This window comes from Streptomyces sp. NRRL S-646 (assembly GCF_000720765.1).
In the GTDB taxonomy this organism is placed as follows: domain Bacteria; phylum Actinomycetota; class Actinomycetes; order Streptomycetales; family Streptomycetaceae; genus Streptomyces.
Genome location: NZ_JODC01000008.1, coordinates 344619 through 359135 on the forward strand (window position 1 = coordinate 344619; position 14517 = coordinate 359135).

16 protein-coding genes are annotated in these 14517 nt (G+C 71.3%); 6 read left to right on the forward strand and 10 right to left on the reverse strand.

What is annotated here, in order from left to right:
* Window positions 1-48: 48 nt before the first annotated feature.
* A complete protein-coding gene (locus tag IH68_RS0121620; RefSeq protein WP_030937706.1) occupies window positions 49-768 on the reverse strand; it encodes a 2OG-Fe(II) oxygenase in 720 nt (239 codons plus the stop codon).
* Between the two features lie 14 nt (window positions 769-782).
* Window positions 783-1274 (reverse strand): methylated-DNA--[protein]-cysteine S-methyltransferase, encoded by a 492-nt coding sequence (locus IH68_RS0121625; RefSeq protein WP_030937708.1) that lies wholly within the window; start codon window positions 1272-1274, stop codon window positions 783-785.
* 146 nt (window positions 1275-1420) lie between these two features.
* On the opposite strand from IH68_RS0121625, the gene IH68_RS0121630 reads away from it, so the two are divergent.
* The 3 genes from IH68_RS0121630 (at window position 1421) to IH68_RS0121640 (ending at window position 4119) form a co-directional block, all read left to right on the forward strand.
* On the forward strand, window positions 1421-1666 hold the full coding sequence (locus tag IH68_RS0121630) for a hypothetical protein (protein WP_030937710.1): 246 nt from the start codon (window positions 1421-1423) through the stop codon (window positions 1664-1666).
* A gap of 3 nt (window positions 1667-1669) precedes the next feature.
* Window positions 1670-2047, forward strand: a complete 378-nt coding sequence (locus IH68_RS0121635; protein ID WP_030937712.1) for a hypothetical protein — start codon at window positions 1670-1672, stop codon at window positions 2045-2047.
* Between the two features lie 446 nt (window positions 2048-2493).
* Window positions 2494-4119 carry an RICIN domain-containing protein gene (locus tag IH68_RS0121640; protein WP_030937714.1) on the forward strand — a complete coding sequence of 542 codons (1626 nt, stop codon included), beginning with the start codon at window positions 2494-2496 and terminating at the stop codon, window positions 4117-4119.
* 136 nt (window positions 4120-4255) lie between these two features.
* Here IH68_RS0121640 and IH68_RS0121645 read toward each other — a convergent pair whose 3' ends face one another.
* The 4 genes from IH68_RS0121645 to IH68_RS0121660 form a co-directional block, all read right to left on the reverse strand.
* Entirely contained in the window at window positions 4256-5233 is a 978-nt protein-coding gene (locus tag IH68_RS0121645) for a 2-hydroxyacid dehydrogenase (RefSeq protein WP_030937716.1), read from the reverse strand.
* Window positions 5230-6399 carry a lactate 2-monooxygenase gene (locus tag IH68_RS0121650; protein ID WP_030937718.1) on the reverse strand — a complete coding sequence of 390 codons (1170 nt, stop codon included), beginning with the start codon at window positions 6397-6399 and terminating at the stop codon, window positions 5230-5232. The genes IH68_RS0121645 and IH68_RS0121650 overlap by 4 nt, the downstream gene beginning before the upstream one ends.
* A 128-nt stretch (window positions 6400-6527) precedes the next feature.
* Complete coding sequence (locus IH68_RS0121655) at window positions 6528-8117, reverse strand: purine-cytosine permease family protein (protein WP_030937719.1); 1590 nt, start codon at window positions 8115-8117, stop codon at window positions 6528-6530.
* Between the two features lie 194 nt (window positions 8118-8311).
* Window positions 8312-8887: a hypothetical protein gene (locus tag IH68_RS0121660; protein ID WP_030937720.1), complete on the reverse strand. Its 576-nt coding sequence runs from the start codon at window positions 8885-8887 to the stop codon at window positions 8312-8314.
* Between the two features lie 324 nt (window positions 8888-9211).
* Here IH68_RS0121660 and IH68_RS0121665 point away from each other — a divergent pair, with 324 nt between their 5' ends.
* Window positions 9212-9646, forward strand: a complete 435-nt coding sequence (locus IH68_RS0121665) for a protease inhibitor (protein WP_030937721.1) — start codon at window positions 9212-9214, stop codon at window positions 9644-9646.
* 139 nt (window positions 9647-9785) lie between these two features.
* Here IH68_RS0121665 and IH68_RS0121670 read toward each other — a convergent pair whose 3' ends face one another.
* The 4 genes from IH68_RS0121670 to IH68_RS0121685 all read right to left on the reverse strand — a co-directional run bounded on the left by IH68_RS0121670 (window position 9786) and on the right by IH68_RS0121685 (window position 13471).
* Window positions 9786-10163: an STAS domain-containing protein gene (locus tag IH68_RS0121670; protein WP_030937722.1), complete on the reverse strand. Its 378-nt coding sequence runs from the start codon at window positions 10161-10163 to the stop codon at window positions 9786-9788.
* Between the two features lie 165 nt (window positions 10164-10328).
* On the reverse strand, window positions 10329-11336 hold the full coding sequence (locus IH68_RS0121675; protein ID WP_030937724.1) for a hypothetical protein: 1008 nt from the start codon (window positions 11334-11336) through the stop codon (window positions 10329-10331).
* 39 nt (window positions 11337-11375) lie between these two features.
* Window positions 11376-11870, reverse strand: a complete 495-nt coding sequence (locus tag IH68_RS0121680; RefSeq protein WP_030937726.1) for a methyltransferase family protein — start codon at window positions 11868-11870, stop codon at window positions 11376-11378.
* Window positions 11871-11968: 98 nt separating this feature from the next.
* A complete protein-coding gene (locus IH68_RS0121685) occupies window positions 11969-13471 on the reverse strand; it encodes an MFS transporter (RefSeq protein ID WP_030937728.1) in 1503 nt (500 codons plus the stop codon).
* Window positions 13472-13633: 162 nt separating this feature from the next.
* On the opposite strand from IH68_RS0121685, the gene IH68_RS0121690 reads away from it, so the two are divergent.
* Together IH68_RS0121690 and IH68_RS0121695 are read left to right on the forward strand one after the other, a co-directional pair.
* Entirely contained in the window at window positions 13634-13978 is a 345-nt protein-coding gene (locus tag IH68_RS0121690; protein WP_030937730.1) for an ArsR/SmtB family transcription factor, read from the forward strand.
* Window positions 13979-13984: 6 nt separating this feature from the next.
* Window positions 13985-14512 (forward strand): SRPBCC family protein, encoded by a 528-nt coding sequence (locus IH68_RS0121695; RefSeq protein ID WP_030937732.1) that lies wholly within the window; start codon window positions 13985-13987, stop codon window positions 14510-14512.
* The last annotated feature ends 5 nt before the right edge of the window (window positions 14513-14517 follow it).

Genomic DNA, 14517 nt, shown 5'->3' on the forward strand with positions numbered 1-14517 from the left:
CGACGGGCCCGCGGGCGATCGACGGCTCGCGGCCCCGCGGCGGAGCGCTCACGCGTCGTGGAAGACGATGCCCAGCGCATGCCGGCGGCCGGAGCGTACGGTGCTCACACCGTGCCGCACCGCTCCGGCCGACCAGCCGCGCCGCGTCCGCACCGGCCGGTCCCGGGTGGTGAAGACCAGCCCGTGGCCCTGCCGGAGCGGGGTCGCGGTGCCCCGGGACTGGGCCCGCGGCCGCTGCTCGACCATCAGGAACTCACCGCCGGTGTAGCCGCTGCCGTACTCGTCGAGGCCGACGACCACCTGGAGCGGGAAGAGCATGTCGCCGAACACGTCACGGTGCAGGGCGTTCCAGTCGCCCTCGGTGTACCGCAGCAGGATCTGCGCCGACCGGTCCTGTCCGGCCGCGTGACACGCCGCCAGCCACTCCTCGAGGGAGTCCGGCCAGGGCGCCGGACGGCCCAGCCGCGCCGCCCAGTCCCGCGCTATCGGCAGCAGCCGCGGGTAGAGGGCGGCTCGCAGGGTGGCCACCGGTGCCGGCAGGTCGTGGGTGAAGTACCGGTACTCGCCGGAACCGAAGCGGTGCCGTGCCATGTCGACGGTGGTCCGGAACAGTTCCGGTTTCTCGTACAGCGCGGCCAGGTCACGGCACTCGGCGGGCGTCAGCAGCGGCCCCGTCGGCGCGCTGCCGTGCACGTCCAACTCGGCGGCGAGGGCCGCCCAGCCGGTGCCGGCGACCCGGCTGCGGGCCTGAGCCTCGGTGAGAGTCATGCCGTCCCCTCCCGTCACCCCAGCATCGGCTGCAGCGCACCCTCGTGGGTGAGCAGCCGCACCTTGGCCTCGACGCCGCCCGCGTATCCGCGCATCGAACCGTCGGCGCCGATCACGCGGTGGCAGGGGCGGACGATCAGTAGCGGGTTGGCGCCGATCGCGGCACCCAGGGCCCTGATCTCGGACCTCGGCACATCGAGCCGCGCGGCGAGCTCCCCGTATGTCGTCGTGGTGCCGTACTGGATCTCGTCGAGCGCCTGCCACACCCGCTGCTGGAACTCGGTCCCCTCGGGGGCGAGGCTCAGCTCGAAGCGGGGGAGCCGGCCCGCGAAGTAGGCGGAGAGCTGCCGGGTGGCCTCCCCGAACGCCTCGTCGTCGCGTCGCCAGCCGTCACGGACGACGGGCGCGCTGCGCTGCCCCGGCAGGGACAGCGAGGTGAGGGCCGTGCCCTCGCCCACCAGCAGCAGCTCACCCACCGGACTGTCGATCTTCGTGTACGTCTTCATGGCTCCAGTCTGCTGCGCCGGGCCTCCCGGAACCGGCGGGAAACGGACATGGTCCTCAGCCGGGTCCGGCCCCTGGAGGTACCGTCGAAAAGGTGCTGTGACCAGCGACTATTTACGAGTGAGTACCCCGGCGGTACCGTGAAGGCATGCCAGCTCTGAATGTCGAGTTCAGCGACCGCGAACTAGAGGACCTGCGGCAGATCGCCAAGGAGCGCGGTACGTCGATGAAGGCCCTTGTGCGCGAGGCGGCCGCGGCGGACATAGCCCGGCACCGTGCGTTGCAGGAGGGCGCGGAGGCGTTCCGCCGGTTCTTCGCCTCCCATGCCGACGAGTTCGCCGCCGCCTTCCCCGACGACGAACCCGCCCACGCCGGTGAGGGGCGGGTCGCCTGACCGATGGCACCCGTCATCCATATCGACGTGCCCTGGCTGCTCCAGCGCCACGAAGAGGTCCTGCCGGACCAGCCCACTGTCAACGACTTCTCCGCCCTGGTCGCCGCCGTGGCCCGCCACCGCGTGGACCCGCCCCGCCTCGGCGTGGACTCCGACCCGGCCTGGCGTGCCGCCGCCCTGCTGCACACCCTCGCCCTGCTCAAGCCCCTGCCCGCGGCCAACGCCCGCTTCGCCTGCGCGACAGCCGTGGCGTACATGTTCGTCAGCGGCGTCGGCATCGATCCGCCCTACGGCGCCCTCGTCGACCTCGCCCGCGATCTGATCTCCGGCAAGGCCGACGTCTACGGCGCGGCCGACCGGCTGCGCTCCTGGCAGATCTGAGGGCCGCCGACCGCAACCGAGACGACCCGCCCCCGGGGCCGCCGACCGAGGGCGGGAGGAACAAGGCCGGCGGCCCGTGCGGCGCAGGAGAGCCGCCGTCCTGCGCAGGGCCTCCGAGAAGGGCCGCTACCCAGTGCACTACGGAGTGGTGCACGCCGGGAGCGTGCGCGGTGCTCCGGCGCGTGCGCCTGTTTCACACGGGGCGCATGGAATGACGAAAGCTCATGCGGGTGAGGCGAGTTGTCGCCGTTTCTGACCAACCTTCAAAGCGGCGGATGTTGCCCAAGTGCCTTGTTGGCCATGAGTGTGTTGTGCAAGGGTGAACTATCCGTGCGGGGGGTGTAATGGCCGGGTGTCGATCGGCCAATCGGAAAAACGGGCCGGACGGACATACCTGAATTCACGCCCTCCTGTGTGTCCCATGCGCGTGGGAAGGAATCCGCTCAGTGCCCACCCCCCACCCACCTCGTCCCCCTTACCCGCCGCCCGGCGGCGTTCCCGGAGAATCCGACGAGTACCTCGCCACCCGGCTCAGGGGCCGTCCCGACGGCGAGGTCGCCCAATCCGTCGCGCTGCTGATGGCCCGGCACTGGCAGCCCGCCCGCGACTACGCGGCCATCTGCCTCGCCTCCCCGGCCGACCTCGCCTCCCCGGCCGACCTCGCCTCCATGGTGACGGCGGCCGCCTTCCACCAGGTCCTCGACCGGCTGGCGCTCGGTGAGCCCGCGCTCGCCCTGCGCCCCCGGATGCTGGTGGCCGTGCGCGAGACGGTCCGCGTGTGGTCCGCCGAGGACCGGATATCCAGTGTTCTGCCGGAGCTGCAGAAACCCTCCGGCGGCCGCGGTATACGTACGACGAAGTCCATGACGCCCGAAAACCGCAGGCTCGCCGAGCGGTCATTCCAGGCCCTTCCCGGACTCTCCCGGTGCTTGCTCTGGCACACCGAGGTCGAGGCGGAGTCCATAACCGTTCCCGCCGCTCTGCTCGGCATGGATACCGACACCGCGTCGGTGGCACTCGAACAGGCGCGTGAAAAATTCCGAGAAGGTTGTGTACATGCCCATCGGGAACTCGCGCCGAGCAAGGATTGCCGGTTCTACAACCGTCTCCTCGATGTTCCGATTCGCCGGGGCGGGGCCCTGCTGCCGGATGTTCAGCAGCATCTGGCGGAGTGCCCTTACTGCCGTTCCGCTGCCGAACAACTGAGCCATTTCGAGGGCGGTTTGGGGGTTCTCCTCGCCGAGGCGGTGCTCGGCTGGGGCGCCCGCCGCTACCTCGACTCCCGTCCCGCCCGTGCGCGGCAGTCAACGCACACGAGCGGCTCCGCGCGGCACGGCGGCGGACGCCCGCGCATCCTGCCCCGTATCCCGCTGCCCGGACGCCGGCCGCCAGGGGCGCCGCGGAACTCGCGGGCGCTGCTGACCGGGGTGGGCGTCGCCTCCGCCGGGCTGCTCGCCACGCTGTTCGCGGCCGGCCTGTGGTCGCACGACGACGGCGTCGACCCGGCCGCCTCCACCAGTGCCGGCGGCGGCACGGCGCCGGGCGTCGGCTCCCAGTCGTCGCCCGGAACCGCCCAACTCCCCACGGCCCCGGGCCGGTCGAGACTGCGCAACGCGGGCGCCGACCTCTGCCTCGACATCACGGGCAAGGTGAAGGCCGGCGCCGGGACCGAACTGGCGGCGTGCTCGGACGCCGTCACCCAGCAGTGGTCGCTCGAGAAGGACGGTCTGCTGCGCAGTGGGGCCGACCCCGGCCTGTGTCTGGACTCGCACGTGGACGCCGGCGTGGCCGTCCTCGGCAAGTGCGCCGCCGGGAAGGACAAGCGAGGCGATGACGTCCGCTACGACCTCACCGTGCAGGGCGAGTTGCTGCCCCGCTGGGACGAGCAGCTCGCCCTCGCCGCCACGGCCGGGGAGCCGGGCGCGGACGTCGTCGTCAAGGTCCGCGACGGCTCCCCGGCGCAACGCTGGCCGGCCGATCCGACGGCGACGGCGACCCCGGGCTCGCTGTCGGTCACGGGGACGGGGACGCCTGCGGCTCGCCCTGCGGAGTTGTTTGAGAAGAGCGCCTGATAGCTCGGGGGCGGGAGATTCTGGCGGCTGCGGGTGCGTCGTGGCTTGTCGCGCCCTGCGGCGGACGCATATCGACATAGCCCCGCGCCCCTTGGGGGGCGCGCCCACCGGGCGCCCCCCAAGGGAAGGGCGACTCCTAGCACACGATGTCCCGCGGCTGCCCTCCCGCCAGGAAGCCGGCGACGTTCTGCACGGCGGCCAGTGCGATGCGGATCAGCGTTTCGCGGGTCACCCCGCCGACGTGCGGCGAGAGCACCACGTTCGGCGACTTGAGCAGGCGCAGGGCCGGGGTGGGCGGTTCGGGGTCGAAGACGTCGATGCCCGCCCCGGCCAGGGCGCCCTTCTCCAGCGCGTCCGCGAGGGCGTCCTGGTCGATGAGGGCGCCCCGCGCCGTGTTGATCACGAATGCGGTCGGCTTGAGGAGCGCGAGCCGCTCGGCGTCGAGCAGATGCCGGGTCTCGTCGGTGAGCGGCGCGTGCAGGGAGACGTAGTCGGCCGTGCGCAGCAGCTCGTCGAGCGGGACATGGCGGGCCCCGCCGAGCCGGGCCTCCGTCTCCTCGGACAGCCTGCGGCGACCGGCGTAGACGATGCTCATGTCGAACGCGACCGCACGGCGGGCGACTTCCTGCCCGATGCCGCCGAGCCCGACGATGCCGAGCGTCTTGCCGCACAGTTCGGTGAGGGAGCGCTGCAGACGGGGCAGTGCCCAGTCCGCCTCGACGAGTGCCGTGTGCGCGGGGATCAGCTGCTTGGCCAGCGCCAGCATGAGGGCGAAGGTCTGCTCGGCCACGTTCTGCGACTCGGCGCCGCTGGAGCCGATGTTGCACACGAGTACGTCCCGGGCGCGGGCGGCGTCCACGTCGACGTAGTCGAAGCCGTGGCTCGCGCACTGCACCAGCTTCAAGTCCGGTGCGGCGGCGAGGTGTCCGGCGGTGACGGGGGAGAGCGCCGTGATGATCACGTGTGCTGCGCGGAGGGCGGCCGGGTCCTCGTCGGTCGCCTCGACGACGGTGACGTTCGCCTCACCGGGGAAGAGCGTGGCGAGTCCGGCGCCGGCGGCGCGGCCGCCGACATGCGGTGCGATCACGGCGAGAATGTTCTTCGGGGCTGTCATACGGATTCCTCGATGAGGTCGGCGGAGCCGATCGTGGCGGGCGTGGCGTGTCCGGACAGGGCGAGCGTGAGGTCGAACTCGGCGAGCAGACAGCGGATCACATGCTCGACGCCCGACTGTCCGTCGAGACCGAGCCCGTACACGTACGGCCGCCCCAGGAGCACCGCCCGCGCGCCGAGCGCGAGTGCCTTGAAGACGTCGTCGCCGGTGCGCACGCCGCTGTCGAACAGGACCGTCAGCCGGTCGCCGACCGCCTCGGCCACCCGGGGCAGCGCATCGGCGGCCGCGACGGAGCCGGCCACCTGGCGGCCGCCGTGGTTGGAGACGACCACGCCGTCCATTCCGGCGTCGGAGGCCAGCCGGGCGTCGTCCGGGTGCAGGATGCCCTTGAGGACGATCGGGCCGTCCCAGTTCTCCCGCAGGAACGCCAGGTCCGGCCAGGTCTTGCCGGGGTCCGCGAACATGCCGACGAAGTGCAGCACGGCTGCGTTCGGGTCCTCGTGCACCGGTTTGGCGAGACCGGCCTGGAAGGCCGGGTCGGAGAAGTAGTTGGCGGTGCCGACGCCGTGCAGGAAGGGCAGATAGGCCTGGTCGAGGTCGCGGGGCCGCCAGGCCAACAGCGGTGTGTCGAGGGTGACGACCAGCGCCGTGAACCCGGCCGCCTTCGCCCGGTTCAGGAAACTCCGCGTCACCTCACGGTCCTTGGCCCAGTACAGCTGGAACCAGCGTTCCGCGTCGCCCATCGCCTCCGCGACCTGCTCCATCGGTGTGCTGGACGCCGAGGACAGGATGTACGGCACGCCCTGCGCGGCGGCGGCCCGGGCGGCTGCGCACTCCGCGTCCGGGTGCATGATCGACAGCACGCCGACCGGCGCCAGGGCCAGCGGGGCGGGCAGCGCGCGGCCCAGCACCTCGACGGACAGATCCCGCTCGTGCACGTCCCGCAGCATCCGCGGCACGATCCGGCGCCGCTGGAGCGCCGCCCGGTTGGCACGCGCCGTGCTGCCGTCACCCGCACTGCCCGCGACATAGCCGACGGGCCCGGGGCCGAGCCGCTGCTCGGTCAGCTCCTCCAGCCGGGTCAGATCGGTGGGCAGTCTCGGTACGGCGCCCGACATGCCGCCCAGATAGATCTCGTACTGGAAGTCCGCCCAGTGCTTGGCCATGGGTACGTCCCGCCCCTCGTCGCTGAGAACGCGTTGCACCCCGACGATACTGGCGAGTAAGCGCAGGTCCGTCCACCGGGGCGGACCCGCCGATCAGGGCCGGGGGCCGAAACCGGACTCCTGCAGAATCAAGGCCGGATCGCGCGGCCGAGCGATGCCGGCTCCTCAACTCCTGCTCCCGGCCCCGTGATCGGCGGCACGGCGACCTCGACGGTGCGGGCCAGCCGCGCTCCCTCGGGCCCGTACACGGCGCGCGGCTCGGGGAAGATCCGCAGCAGCGCCAGATACAGCACCGCGGCCACCACCAGCGACAGCGGCAGGCTGATGTCGATGCCGTTCGCGAGGTCGCCCAGCGGGCCGACGAACTGGCCCGGTATGTCGGTGAAGAGCACGCCGATGAGCGCGGACACCCACCACGCGGTCATGCCCCGCCAGTTCCAGCCGTGCGCGAACCAGTAACGGCCGCCGCGCTGACGGCGGTTGAAGACCTGGAGGGCCTCGGGGTCGTACCAGCCGCGCCGGGTGAAGAAGCCCAGCATCATGACGACCATCCACGGCGTGGTGCACGTGATGATCATCGTCGCGAAGGTGGAGATGGACTGGACGAGATCGAGCCCGAACCGGCCGATGAAGATGAACGCGATCGACAGGACGCCGACCAGCACCGTCGCCTGCACCCGCGACAGCCGCGGGAACACCGAGGAGAAGTCGAGCCCGGTGCCGTAGAGCGAGGTCGTCCCCGTCGACATGCCGCCGATCAGGGCGAGCAGACACACCGGCAGGAAGTACCAGGTCGGCGAGATGGCGAGCAGTCCGCCCACGAAGTCGGGGGCCGCCGGATCGACGTACTTGGGGGCCTTCGCGGCGAGGATGCTCGCGGTCGCCAGACCGAAGACGAACGGCAGCAGCGTCGCGAGCTGCGACAGGAACGCGGCACCGATCACCCGCCGGCGCGGGGTGCTTGCCGGGATGTACCGCGACCAGTCGCCGAGAAACGCCCCGAACGACACCGGGTTGGACAGCACGATCAGGGCCGCGCCGATGAACGAAGGCCAGAACAGGGACCTGGTCGCCGCGTCCGCCGAATCCGTGAAGACACCGGCGTACGACGGGTCGAAGTCGCCGGCGAAGGCGATCGCGCCGAGCAGGAACAGCACGGTCGCCGAGGCCACCGCGACCTTGTTGACGAACAGCATGAACCGGAAGCCGTACACGCACACCGCGAGGACCAGGCCGGCGAACAGCGCGTACGCGACGACGTACGAGAGGTTGCTGCGCTGCAGGCCGAAGAGCCGGTGCGCACCGCCGACCAGGGCGTCCCCGGAGCTCCACACCGAGATGGAGAAGAACGCGACCGCGGTCAGCAGCGACAGGAACGAGCCGACCACGCGGCCGTGCACGCCCAGGTGCGCGGAGGACGAGACGGCATTGTTCGTGCCGTTGACCGGGCCGAACACCGCCATCGGGCACAGGATCAGCGCGCCCGCGAGGACGCCGAGGAGGGTGGCCGCGAGGCCCTGCCAGAAGGAGAGGCCGAAAAGGATCGGGAAGGCGCCAAGGACACAGGTGGAGAAGGTGTTGGCGCCGCCGAAGGCGAGCCGGAACAGGTCGAGCGGGGTCGCGGTGCGGTCCGCGTCGGGGATGCGCTCGACGCCGTGGGCCTCGACCTCGGTGAGGGACGGCGGCGTGCTGGGGGAGTCGGACGGGGGCGAGGACAAGGTGGCTCCAGCGGGGACGGGGCGGTGGAGCGCTTTGTGGCGCGGCGGGGTGGACGGCCGGTCGCCGCCGCGAGGGTGTGCGGCGGGCAGGGCGGCCGTCCTCTCGGCGGTCTGCCGACCGTAAGGCGGTGTGCAAGCCCCGTGCCAGAGGACGGTTCATCCATCTTTCGCGTGGAGAGTGTACGAATCCTCCATCAAATGTCGTCGGTCGGTGTGTCCGTCGAACGGTCCGTGGCGGCGTCCTGCGGTTCCGTGTCCGGGCCCTGTGCCCGCACCCGCTGGACGTGTTCGAGGGATTCACGCAGCTCGGCGAGCCAGTCGTCGGTGTGCCGCTGGACCAGGCGCACACACCACGCGAGGGCGTCGCTTCGGCTGCGGGCGACCCCGCCGGCGATCAGGGTGTCGAGGACCTGGCGTTCCGGCTGGCGCAGCCGGGTCATCACGGGCGCGGCCACGTGGGTGAACAGGGTGCGCTCGCCGCCGCACTCCACGCCCCAGGAGACCTTCCGGCGGAAGCGGTGTTCGGCCTCGCGGGCCACTTCGATGCGTGCATCCCGGGTGCGCTCCCGGAACTCCTGGATCCGGCCCTGGACGGCGGCCTCCCGTTCGGCGTCCGAAGCGCCTTCGGCGAGCCGCGGCGCGGGGATGCGGCCGATCACGGTGATCTCCTCGCGGTCGACCGTGAGCTCGGCCAACTCCTCGAAGAGGTCCTCGGGCAGACGGCCGGCGAACCAGCCTCGTAGCTTCTCTCGTTGCTCTGTCGTAATCATGTAATGACGATTACTCACCATTGCGATGAACGCAAGGGGGTGCGGAGGAGTCCGCCGACAGCTCAACCGGAATGTTTCAGGCCTATTAACGAAGCGCAGGAAATCAGCCACTTGGCTGCTTCGGGCGATCAAGAACCGCTCAGTTTCGGGGTTCACCCGGTCGAATTCCGTGACTTCACGCCACTGCTTCAACACGCAAGGTTACTGAAACGCATGGGGTCGAGGTGTGTTTCCGCGGCGGACTCGGCAGACTCGCGCTCGCCGGTCCGGCACCAACCCAGAACGGGCCGGCACACCCTCGAATCCTGCGGAAGGATGCACACAATGCGGAACACCGCGCGCTGGGCAGCCACCCTCGCCCTCACGGCGACTGCCGTCAGCGGACCCCTGACCGGGGCCGCGCTCGCCGCCCCGGCCGCCGCCCCCGCCTCGCTCTATGCCCCCTCGGCCCTGGTGCTCACCGTCGGCCACGGCGCAAGCGCGGCCGCCGCGACCCCGCTGCGGGCCGTCACCCTGAGCTGCGCCCCGACGGCCTCCGGAACTCACCCGGCCCCGGCCCTCGCCTGCGCCGAGCTGCGCGGGGTCGCCGGTGACCTCGACGCCCTGAGGGCGCAAGAAGGCGTGATGTGCAACAAGCTGTACGACCCGGTCGTCGTCACGGTCGACGGCGTCTGGCAGGGCCAGCGTGTCTCCTACGAACGGACCTTCGGCAACGAGTGCGTGAAGAACTCCTACGGGAACAGCGTCTTCGCGTTCTGAGAGACCGGGATCGCGGAGCCCTCGTGCACACCTGAAGAGGCGCGCAGTTGGGGAGTGCGAGTCCCTTGTCGCGGGGTACCCGTCGATCTCGAACCAGGGGTCGGCCGGGCGGAGTGGGGCCGCCCGCCGACTCCTGGCATCAGTTCCGCCCCTCCCCGGGGATCGCGGGGAGGGGCGGAAAGCGTCCCAGCAGTCCCGCACCGCTCAGCAGTCGGTGGATGGCGGGTGCGTCGGAGACGATGCGGAGCCGGCCGCCGCGCTCCCGGGCGCGCGACTCGGCCCGGCACAGCACACGCAGGCCCGAGCAGTCGAAGAACTCGACCTGCCGCAGGTCGACCAGCACATCCGGGACCGGCACCGCGGTCGCCGCGTCCAGGTGTTCCTGGAGGAACTCCGCGGTCGCCAGATCGATCTCACCCGCGACCAGGACCACGGTGAACCGGCTGCCGGCCCGAGTGCGGGCATGAGGGTTCGCCGCGGGCGGTTCGGAAGCGCGGTCGTGCGCATGCGGCGTCATGTCCGCTCCACCTAGGCAAAGGGCGCATTTGATCTCGGTAGTTACCCCGGCGGGTGGGGGAACATCCCCGACACGCCGAGCGCAAGATCTGGTTCACTCGACCTGGTGAATTGTGATGGAGGGGCTTGACGTTTTGCGGTCGCAACGGAGCTGAAGAGTCTTGCTTCAGCGTGTCGGGGCCGCGATGCGCAGAGGCAGCAGATCCGGGGAAGCGGGCGCCTCGTCGAGACTGTTGATCTTCGCCCACCAGGATCTACCGTCCTCGATCTGTCGCAGCAGGATGCCTTCGCGGATCGCCCAGGGGCAGATCGTGACCACTCTGAGGCCGGTCAGCTTCATCGAGGTGTGGGCGACCACCGCGCCGGCCAGGCTCTGCGCGGCGCGCGGCGCAGAGATGCCGGGGAGCCCGGCGCGTTCGGCGGCCGGCAGTGCGGCCAGACGGCCGATGGCGAGCCGTAGGTCCGAGCGCTCCAACTGCCGTTCCACGAACGGGCCGTGGCGCCCGGGCGGCGCTCCGCACAGCCGTCCCAGCTGCTGGAAGGTACGCGAGGTGGCCACCGCTGTGCGCGGACCTTCCCAGCGGATCCGCGCGGCAACGTCCCGCAGTTGGTGCCGGACCTTCCGGCGCAGCGCCCGCAGCTGCTCCTGCGGCGGCGGATCCTGCTCGTGGAAGAACTCATGGGTCAGCCGTCCCGCGCCCAACGGCAGCGAGGCCACGAAGTCGGGCAACCGGCCGCGCCCGAAGGCCACTTCGAGCGAACCGCCGCCGATGTCCAGCAGTGCGAGGGGCCCCGACCGCCAGCCCATCCAGCGCCGCGCCCCGAGAAAAGTCAGCTCCGCCTCGACCTCGCCGGGCAGCGTGCACAACCCGACCCCGGTCCGGGTCCGGACGGTGCGCAGCACCTCCCGGCGGTTCGGAGCCGCACGCACCACCGCGGTCGCAAACGCCAGCGGTGCGGTCGCCCCCCAGCGGGCCGCGGTCCGGCTCGCGTCGGCGACCGCCCCGGCGATGCGGTCGATGTCCTCCTCGGGAATGCTGCTCCCCGGCCTCACATGTTCGGACAGCCTCAGGCGCCACTTGGCGGTGTGGACCGGCAGCGGCACCCCGCCCTGAGCATCCGCCACAACCAGCCGGACCGTGTTCGACCCCACATCCACCACGCTGATTCGCATGGGCCAGGGGGTACCCAATTCGGGGCAGGCCAACGCCCGTCAGTCCCGGCGCCAGGGTGTCAGTCGCGGCCACCAGCCCGGCACCGCGCGCCGGTAGCGGGTGTACTCGGCGCCGAACCGGCGGGTCAGCGCGGGCTGCTCGTACCACGTCGCGAACGCCCACATCGCCCCTCCCGCGCAGGCGCCGTACCCGAACAGCAGCGGCCGGGCGAGCAGCAGGCCCTGACCGCCGATCGCCGCAAGCACAGCGACGTACATCGGATTGCGGACGTACCGGTACAGCCCGCCCACCACAAGGTGCTCGGGCGGCGCGACCGGCGCCGGCGTACCCACGCCCTCGACCACGAAGCGGACGTAGGCCGACAGCAGGACAACTGCCCCCGCGGCGAGCGGGAGCAGGCCGAGCACGCGCACGGGCGGCCACCAGTCGCCCGCCCGCCAGCCGGTCAGCCACCACGGCAGCAGGACGACCACGCTGCCGGGCGCGAGGAACAGGAAGACCGTGGCCCCGAGTGCCGCCGCCGTTCTGCGCATACGGCCACCATGGCAGCGAGGAGGGGCCGCCGTCTCCCTGCGGACGGCGGCCCCTCGGCCCCGTGCGGCTCTGGCCGGTGCGGCTCGGAGCGGATCGATCACATGTGGACGACCGGTGCGGCGTCCGCGTCCTGCTCCGGGACCCCGCGGCGGAAGAGTACGAAGGCGATCACCGCGCCGGCGGCGAACAGGCCCGCCGACCACCAGAAGGCGGTGGTGTAGCTCTGGATCGTCGCCTGGGCCTGCACCAGCTTGCTGGTCGCGTCCTTGCCGGCCAGGTAGTCGGTCGCCGCGCTCGCGGCCAGGGTGTTCAGCAGCGCCGTACCGATCGAACCGCCCACCTGCTGCATGGCGTTGACCGTGGCGGAGGCGACGCCCGCGTCCTCGGCGGCCACCCCGCCGGTGGCCAGTTGCATGGCCGCCGGCATCACGAGGCCGAGGCCGACACCGGTGACGATGAGCTGAGGCAGCACCGCGCTGACGTAGCTCGAACCGACGCCGATCCCGGTCAGCCAGGCCATGCCGACCGCGGCGATGGCGAAGCCCAGCGGGACGACGACCTTCGGCCCGATCCGCGGCACCAGGGCCGTGGTGCCGAGCTGCGCCGCCACCATCAGCGCACCGACCATCGGCAGGAACGCCACACCGGTCTTGGTCGGGCTGAAGCCCAGGTTCAGCTGCAGGTAGTAGGTGAGGAAGAGGAACACACCGAACATGCCGCCGCCGGAGATCAGCACCGCGAGGAACGAGGCCGCCCGGTTGCGGTCCAGCAGGATGCGCAGGGGCAGCAGCGGGTGTGCGGCCTTGGTCTGCCACCAGGCGAACGCTGCGAGCAGCACACCGCCCGCGATCAGGAAGCCCCAGGTCAGGCCCGAACCCCAGTCGTGCGTCTCGGCGTTGGAGAAGCCGTAGACCAGCGAGAACAGACCGGCGGCGACCAGCACGGTGCCCGGCACGTCCAGCTTGGAGTTCCCGGCATCGCGGTGGTTGGTCAGCAGCAGCCAGCCGCCCACGAAGGCGACGACGGCGATCGCGACGTTCACGTACAGCGTCCAGCGCCAGTCGAACGCGTCGGTCAGGACACCGCCGAGCAGCAGGCCCACCGCACCGCCGGCGCCGGCGATGGCGCCGTAGACGCTGAAGGCCCTTGCGCGCTCTCGGGCGTCGGTGAAGGTCGTGTTGAGGAGGGAGAGTGCGGCCGGCGCGAGCAGCGCGCCGAAGGCGCCCTGCAGAGCACGCGCGGTGACCAGCATGCCGAAGCCGTTCGCGGCACCGCCGAGCGCGGAGACGGCGGCGAAGCCGACCACACCTATGAGGAAGGCCGTCTTGCGGCCGAAGAGGTCGGCGATACGGCCGCCGAGCAGCAGCAGGGAAGCGAACGACAGCGCGTACGCGGTGACGATCCACTGCCGGTTGCCGTCGGAGAAGCCGAGGTCGGCCTGGGCCGAGGGCAGGGCGATGTTCACGATGGTGGCGTCCAGCACCACCATCAGCTGTGCGACGGCGACGACCGCGAGGATCCACCATCGCTTCGACGAGGCGGCGGGCGCGGCCTCGACCGCCCCTCTGGGGGCGCTGTCGGTCAGGGTCTTCTGAGGCATGGGAGAACCACTCCAGGGAAGTCGTTCGGGAAACCTTGAACGAAACGGTTTCGTACACCAGCAGACTAGACCCCTCACGAGCGAAACGGCAACGTTTCGCCAGGTGTGGTCTTCCTTGCATATACCTTGACAGGCATATAACCGCAGAGGCATATTGAGGCCATGTCCGATGCCGCCTTCTGGACCGCCCTCGCCGATCCGCACCGGCGGGCCATCGTCGCGCTGCTCCTGGAGCGGCCGCGGCCCGTCGGAGAGATCGTGGAGGCATGCGGTCTGAGCCAGCCGGGCACGTCCAAGCATCTGAAGGTGCTGCGCGAGGCGGGCCTGGTGCGGGTGCGGCAGGAGGCGCAGCGTCGCGTCTACGCGCTCGACCCGGCACCGATCGCCGAGCTCGACGCATGGCTAGCCCCGTACCGCAGGCTGTGGAACAGCAGCCTGGACGCCCTGGGCCGCCGCCTCGACGAGACGGCGTCGGACGATCCCGAGGAACCCGTCCCGAAGGACTGAACCACCATGGCCGCTGATCTCACCGGCACCTATCTGACCCTGGACGACGGCCGCCCGGCCGTCCGCTTCAGCCGTACCTACGACCATCCCATCGAGCGCGTCTGGCAGTTCGTCACCGACGCCGAGGAACTCGCCCACTGGTTCCCCTCGCGCGCCGAGATCGACCCGCGACCCGGCGGCACGATCAACTTCAGCGGCGACCCGAACATGCCCGAGTCCACGGGTCGGGTGCTGGCTCTCGACGAGCCGCGTCACCTGTCCTTCGAATGGGGCGGCGACGAGCTGCACTTCGACCTGGAGGCACTGGACGCCAAGCGCACCCGCTTCACCCTCACCAACGTCCTGCAGGCCGCCGACACTGCCGCCCGCAACGGCGCCGGCTGGGAGGTGTGCCTGGCCGCCCTCGACGCGAAGGCGCGGGGGGAGCGGTCCGAGGGGCCGCACGCCGGGGCGAGCGCTCCCTGGAAGGAGTTCTACGAGGGGTACGTCGAGGCCGGTGTGCCCTCCGGGGCGCCGGTGCCCGGCCTCGACTGACGCTC

Bases quoted from the DNA above. Each gene is read 5' to 3' on its own strand.
- IH68_RS0121670 (WP_030937722.1), bottom strand. From the start codon at position 10,163: ATGACGCCGCATGCGCACGACCGCGCTTCCGAACCGCCCGCGGCGAAC.
- IH68_RS0121665 (WP_030937721.1), top strand. From the start codon at position 9,212: ATGCGGAACACCGCGCGCTGGGCAGCCACCCTCGCCCTCACGGCGACT.
- IH68_RS0121645 (WP_030937716.1), bottom strand. From the start codon at position 5,233: ATGACAGCCCCGAAGAACATTCTCGCCGTGATCGCACCGCATGTCGGC.
- IH68_RS0121620 (WP_030937706.1), bottom strand. From the start codon at position 768: ATGACTCTCACCGAGGCTCAGGCCCGCAGCCGGGTCGCCGGCACCGGC.
- IH68_RS0121695 (WP_030937732.1), top strand. From the start codon at position 13,985: ATGGCCGCTGATCTCACCGGCACCTATCTGACCCTGGACGACGGCCGC.
- IH68_RS0121675 (WP_030937724.1), bottom strand. From the start codon at position 11,336: ATGCGAATCAGCGTGGTGGATGTGGGGTCGAACACGGTCCGGCTGGTT.
- IH68_RS0121660 (WP_030937720.1), bottom strand. From the start codon at position 8,887: ATGATTACGACAGAGCAACGAGAGAAGCTACGAGGCTGGTTCGCCGGC.
- IH68_RS0121630 (WP_030937710.1), top strand. From the start codon at position 1,421: ATGCCAGCTCTGAATGTCGAGTTCAGCGACCGCGAACTAGAGGACCTG.
- IH68_RS0121690 (WP_030937730.1), top strand. From the start codon at position 13,634: ATGTCCGATGCCGCCTTCTGGACCGCCCTCGCCGATCCGCACCGGCGG.
- IH68_RS0121685 (WP_030937728.1), bottom strand. From the start codon at position 13,471: ATGCCTCAGAAGACCCTGACCGACAGCGCCCCCAGAGGGGCGGTCGAG.
- IH68_RS0121680 (WP_030937726.1), bottom strand. From the start codon at position 11,870: ATGCGCAGAACGGCGGCGGCACTCGGGGCCACGGTCTTCCTGTTCCTC.
- IH68_RS0121650 (WP_030937718.1), bottom strand. From the start codon at position 6,399: ATGGCCAAGCACTGGGCGGACTTCCAGTACGAGATCTATCTGGGCGGC.
- IH68_RS0121625 (WP_030937708.1), bottom strand. From the start codon at position 1,274: ATGAAGACGTACACGAAGATCGACAGTCCGGTGGGTGAGCTGCTGCTG.
- IH68_RS0121635 (WP_030937712.1), top strand. From the start codon at position 1,670: ATGGCACCCGTCATCCATATCGACGTGCCCTGGCTGCTCCAGCGCCAC.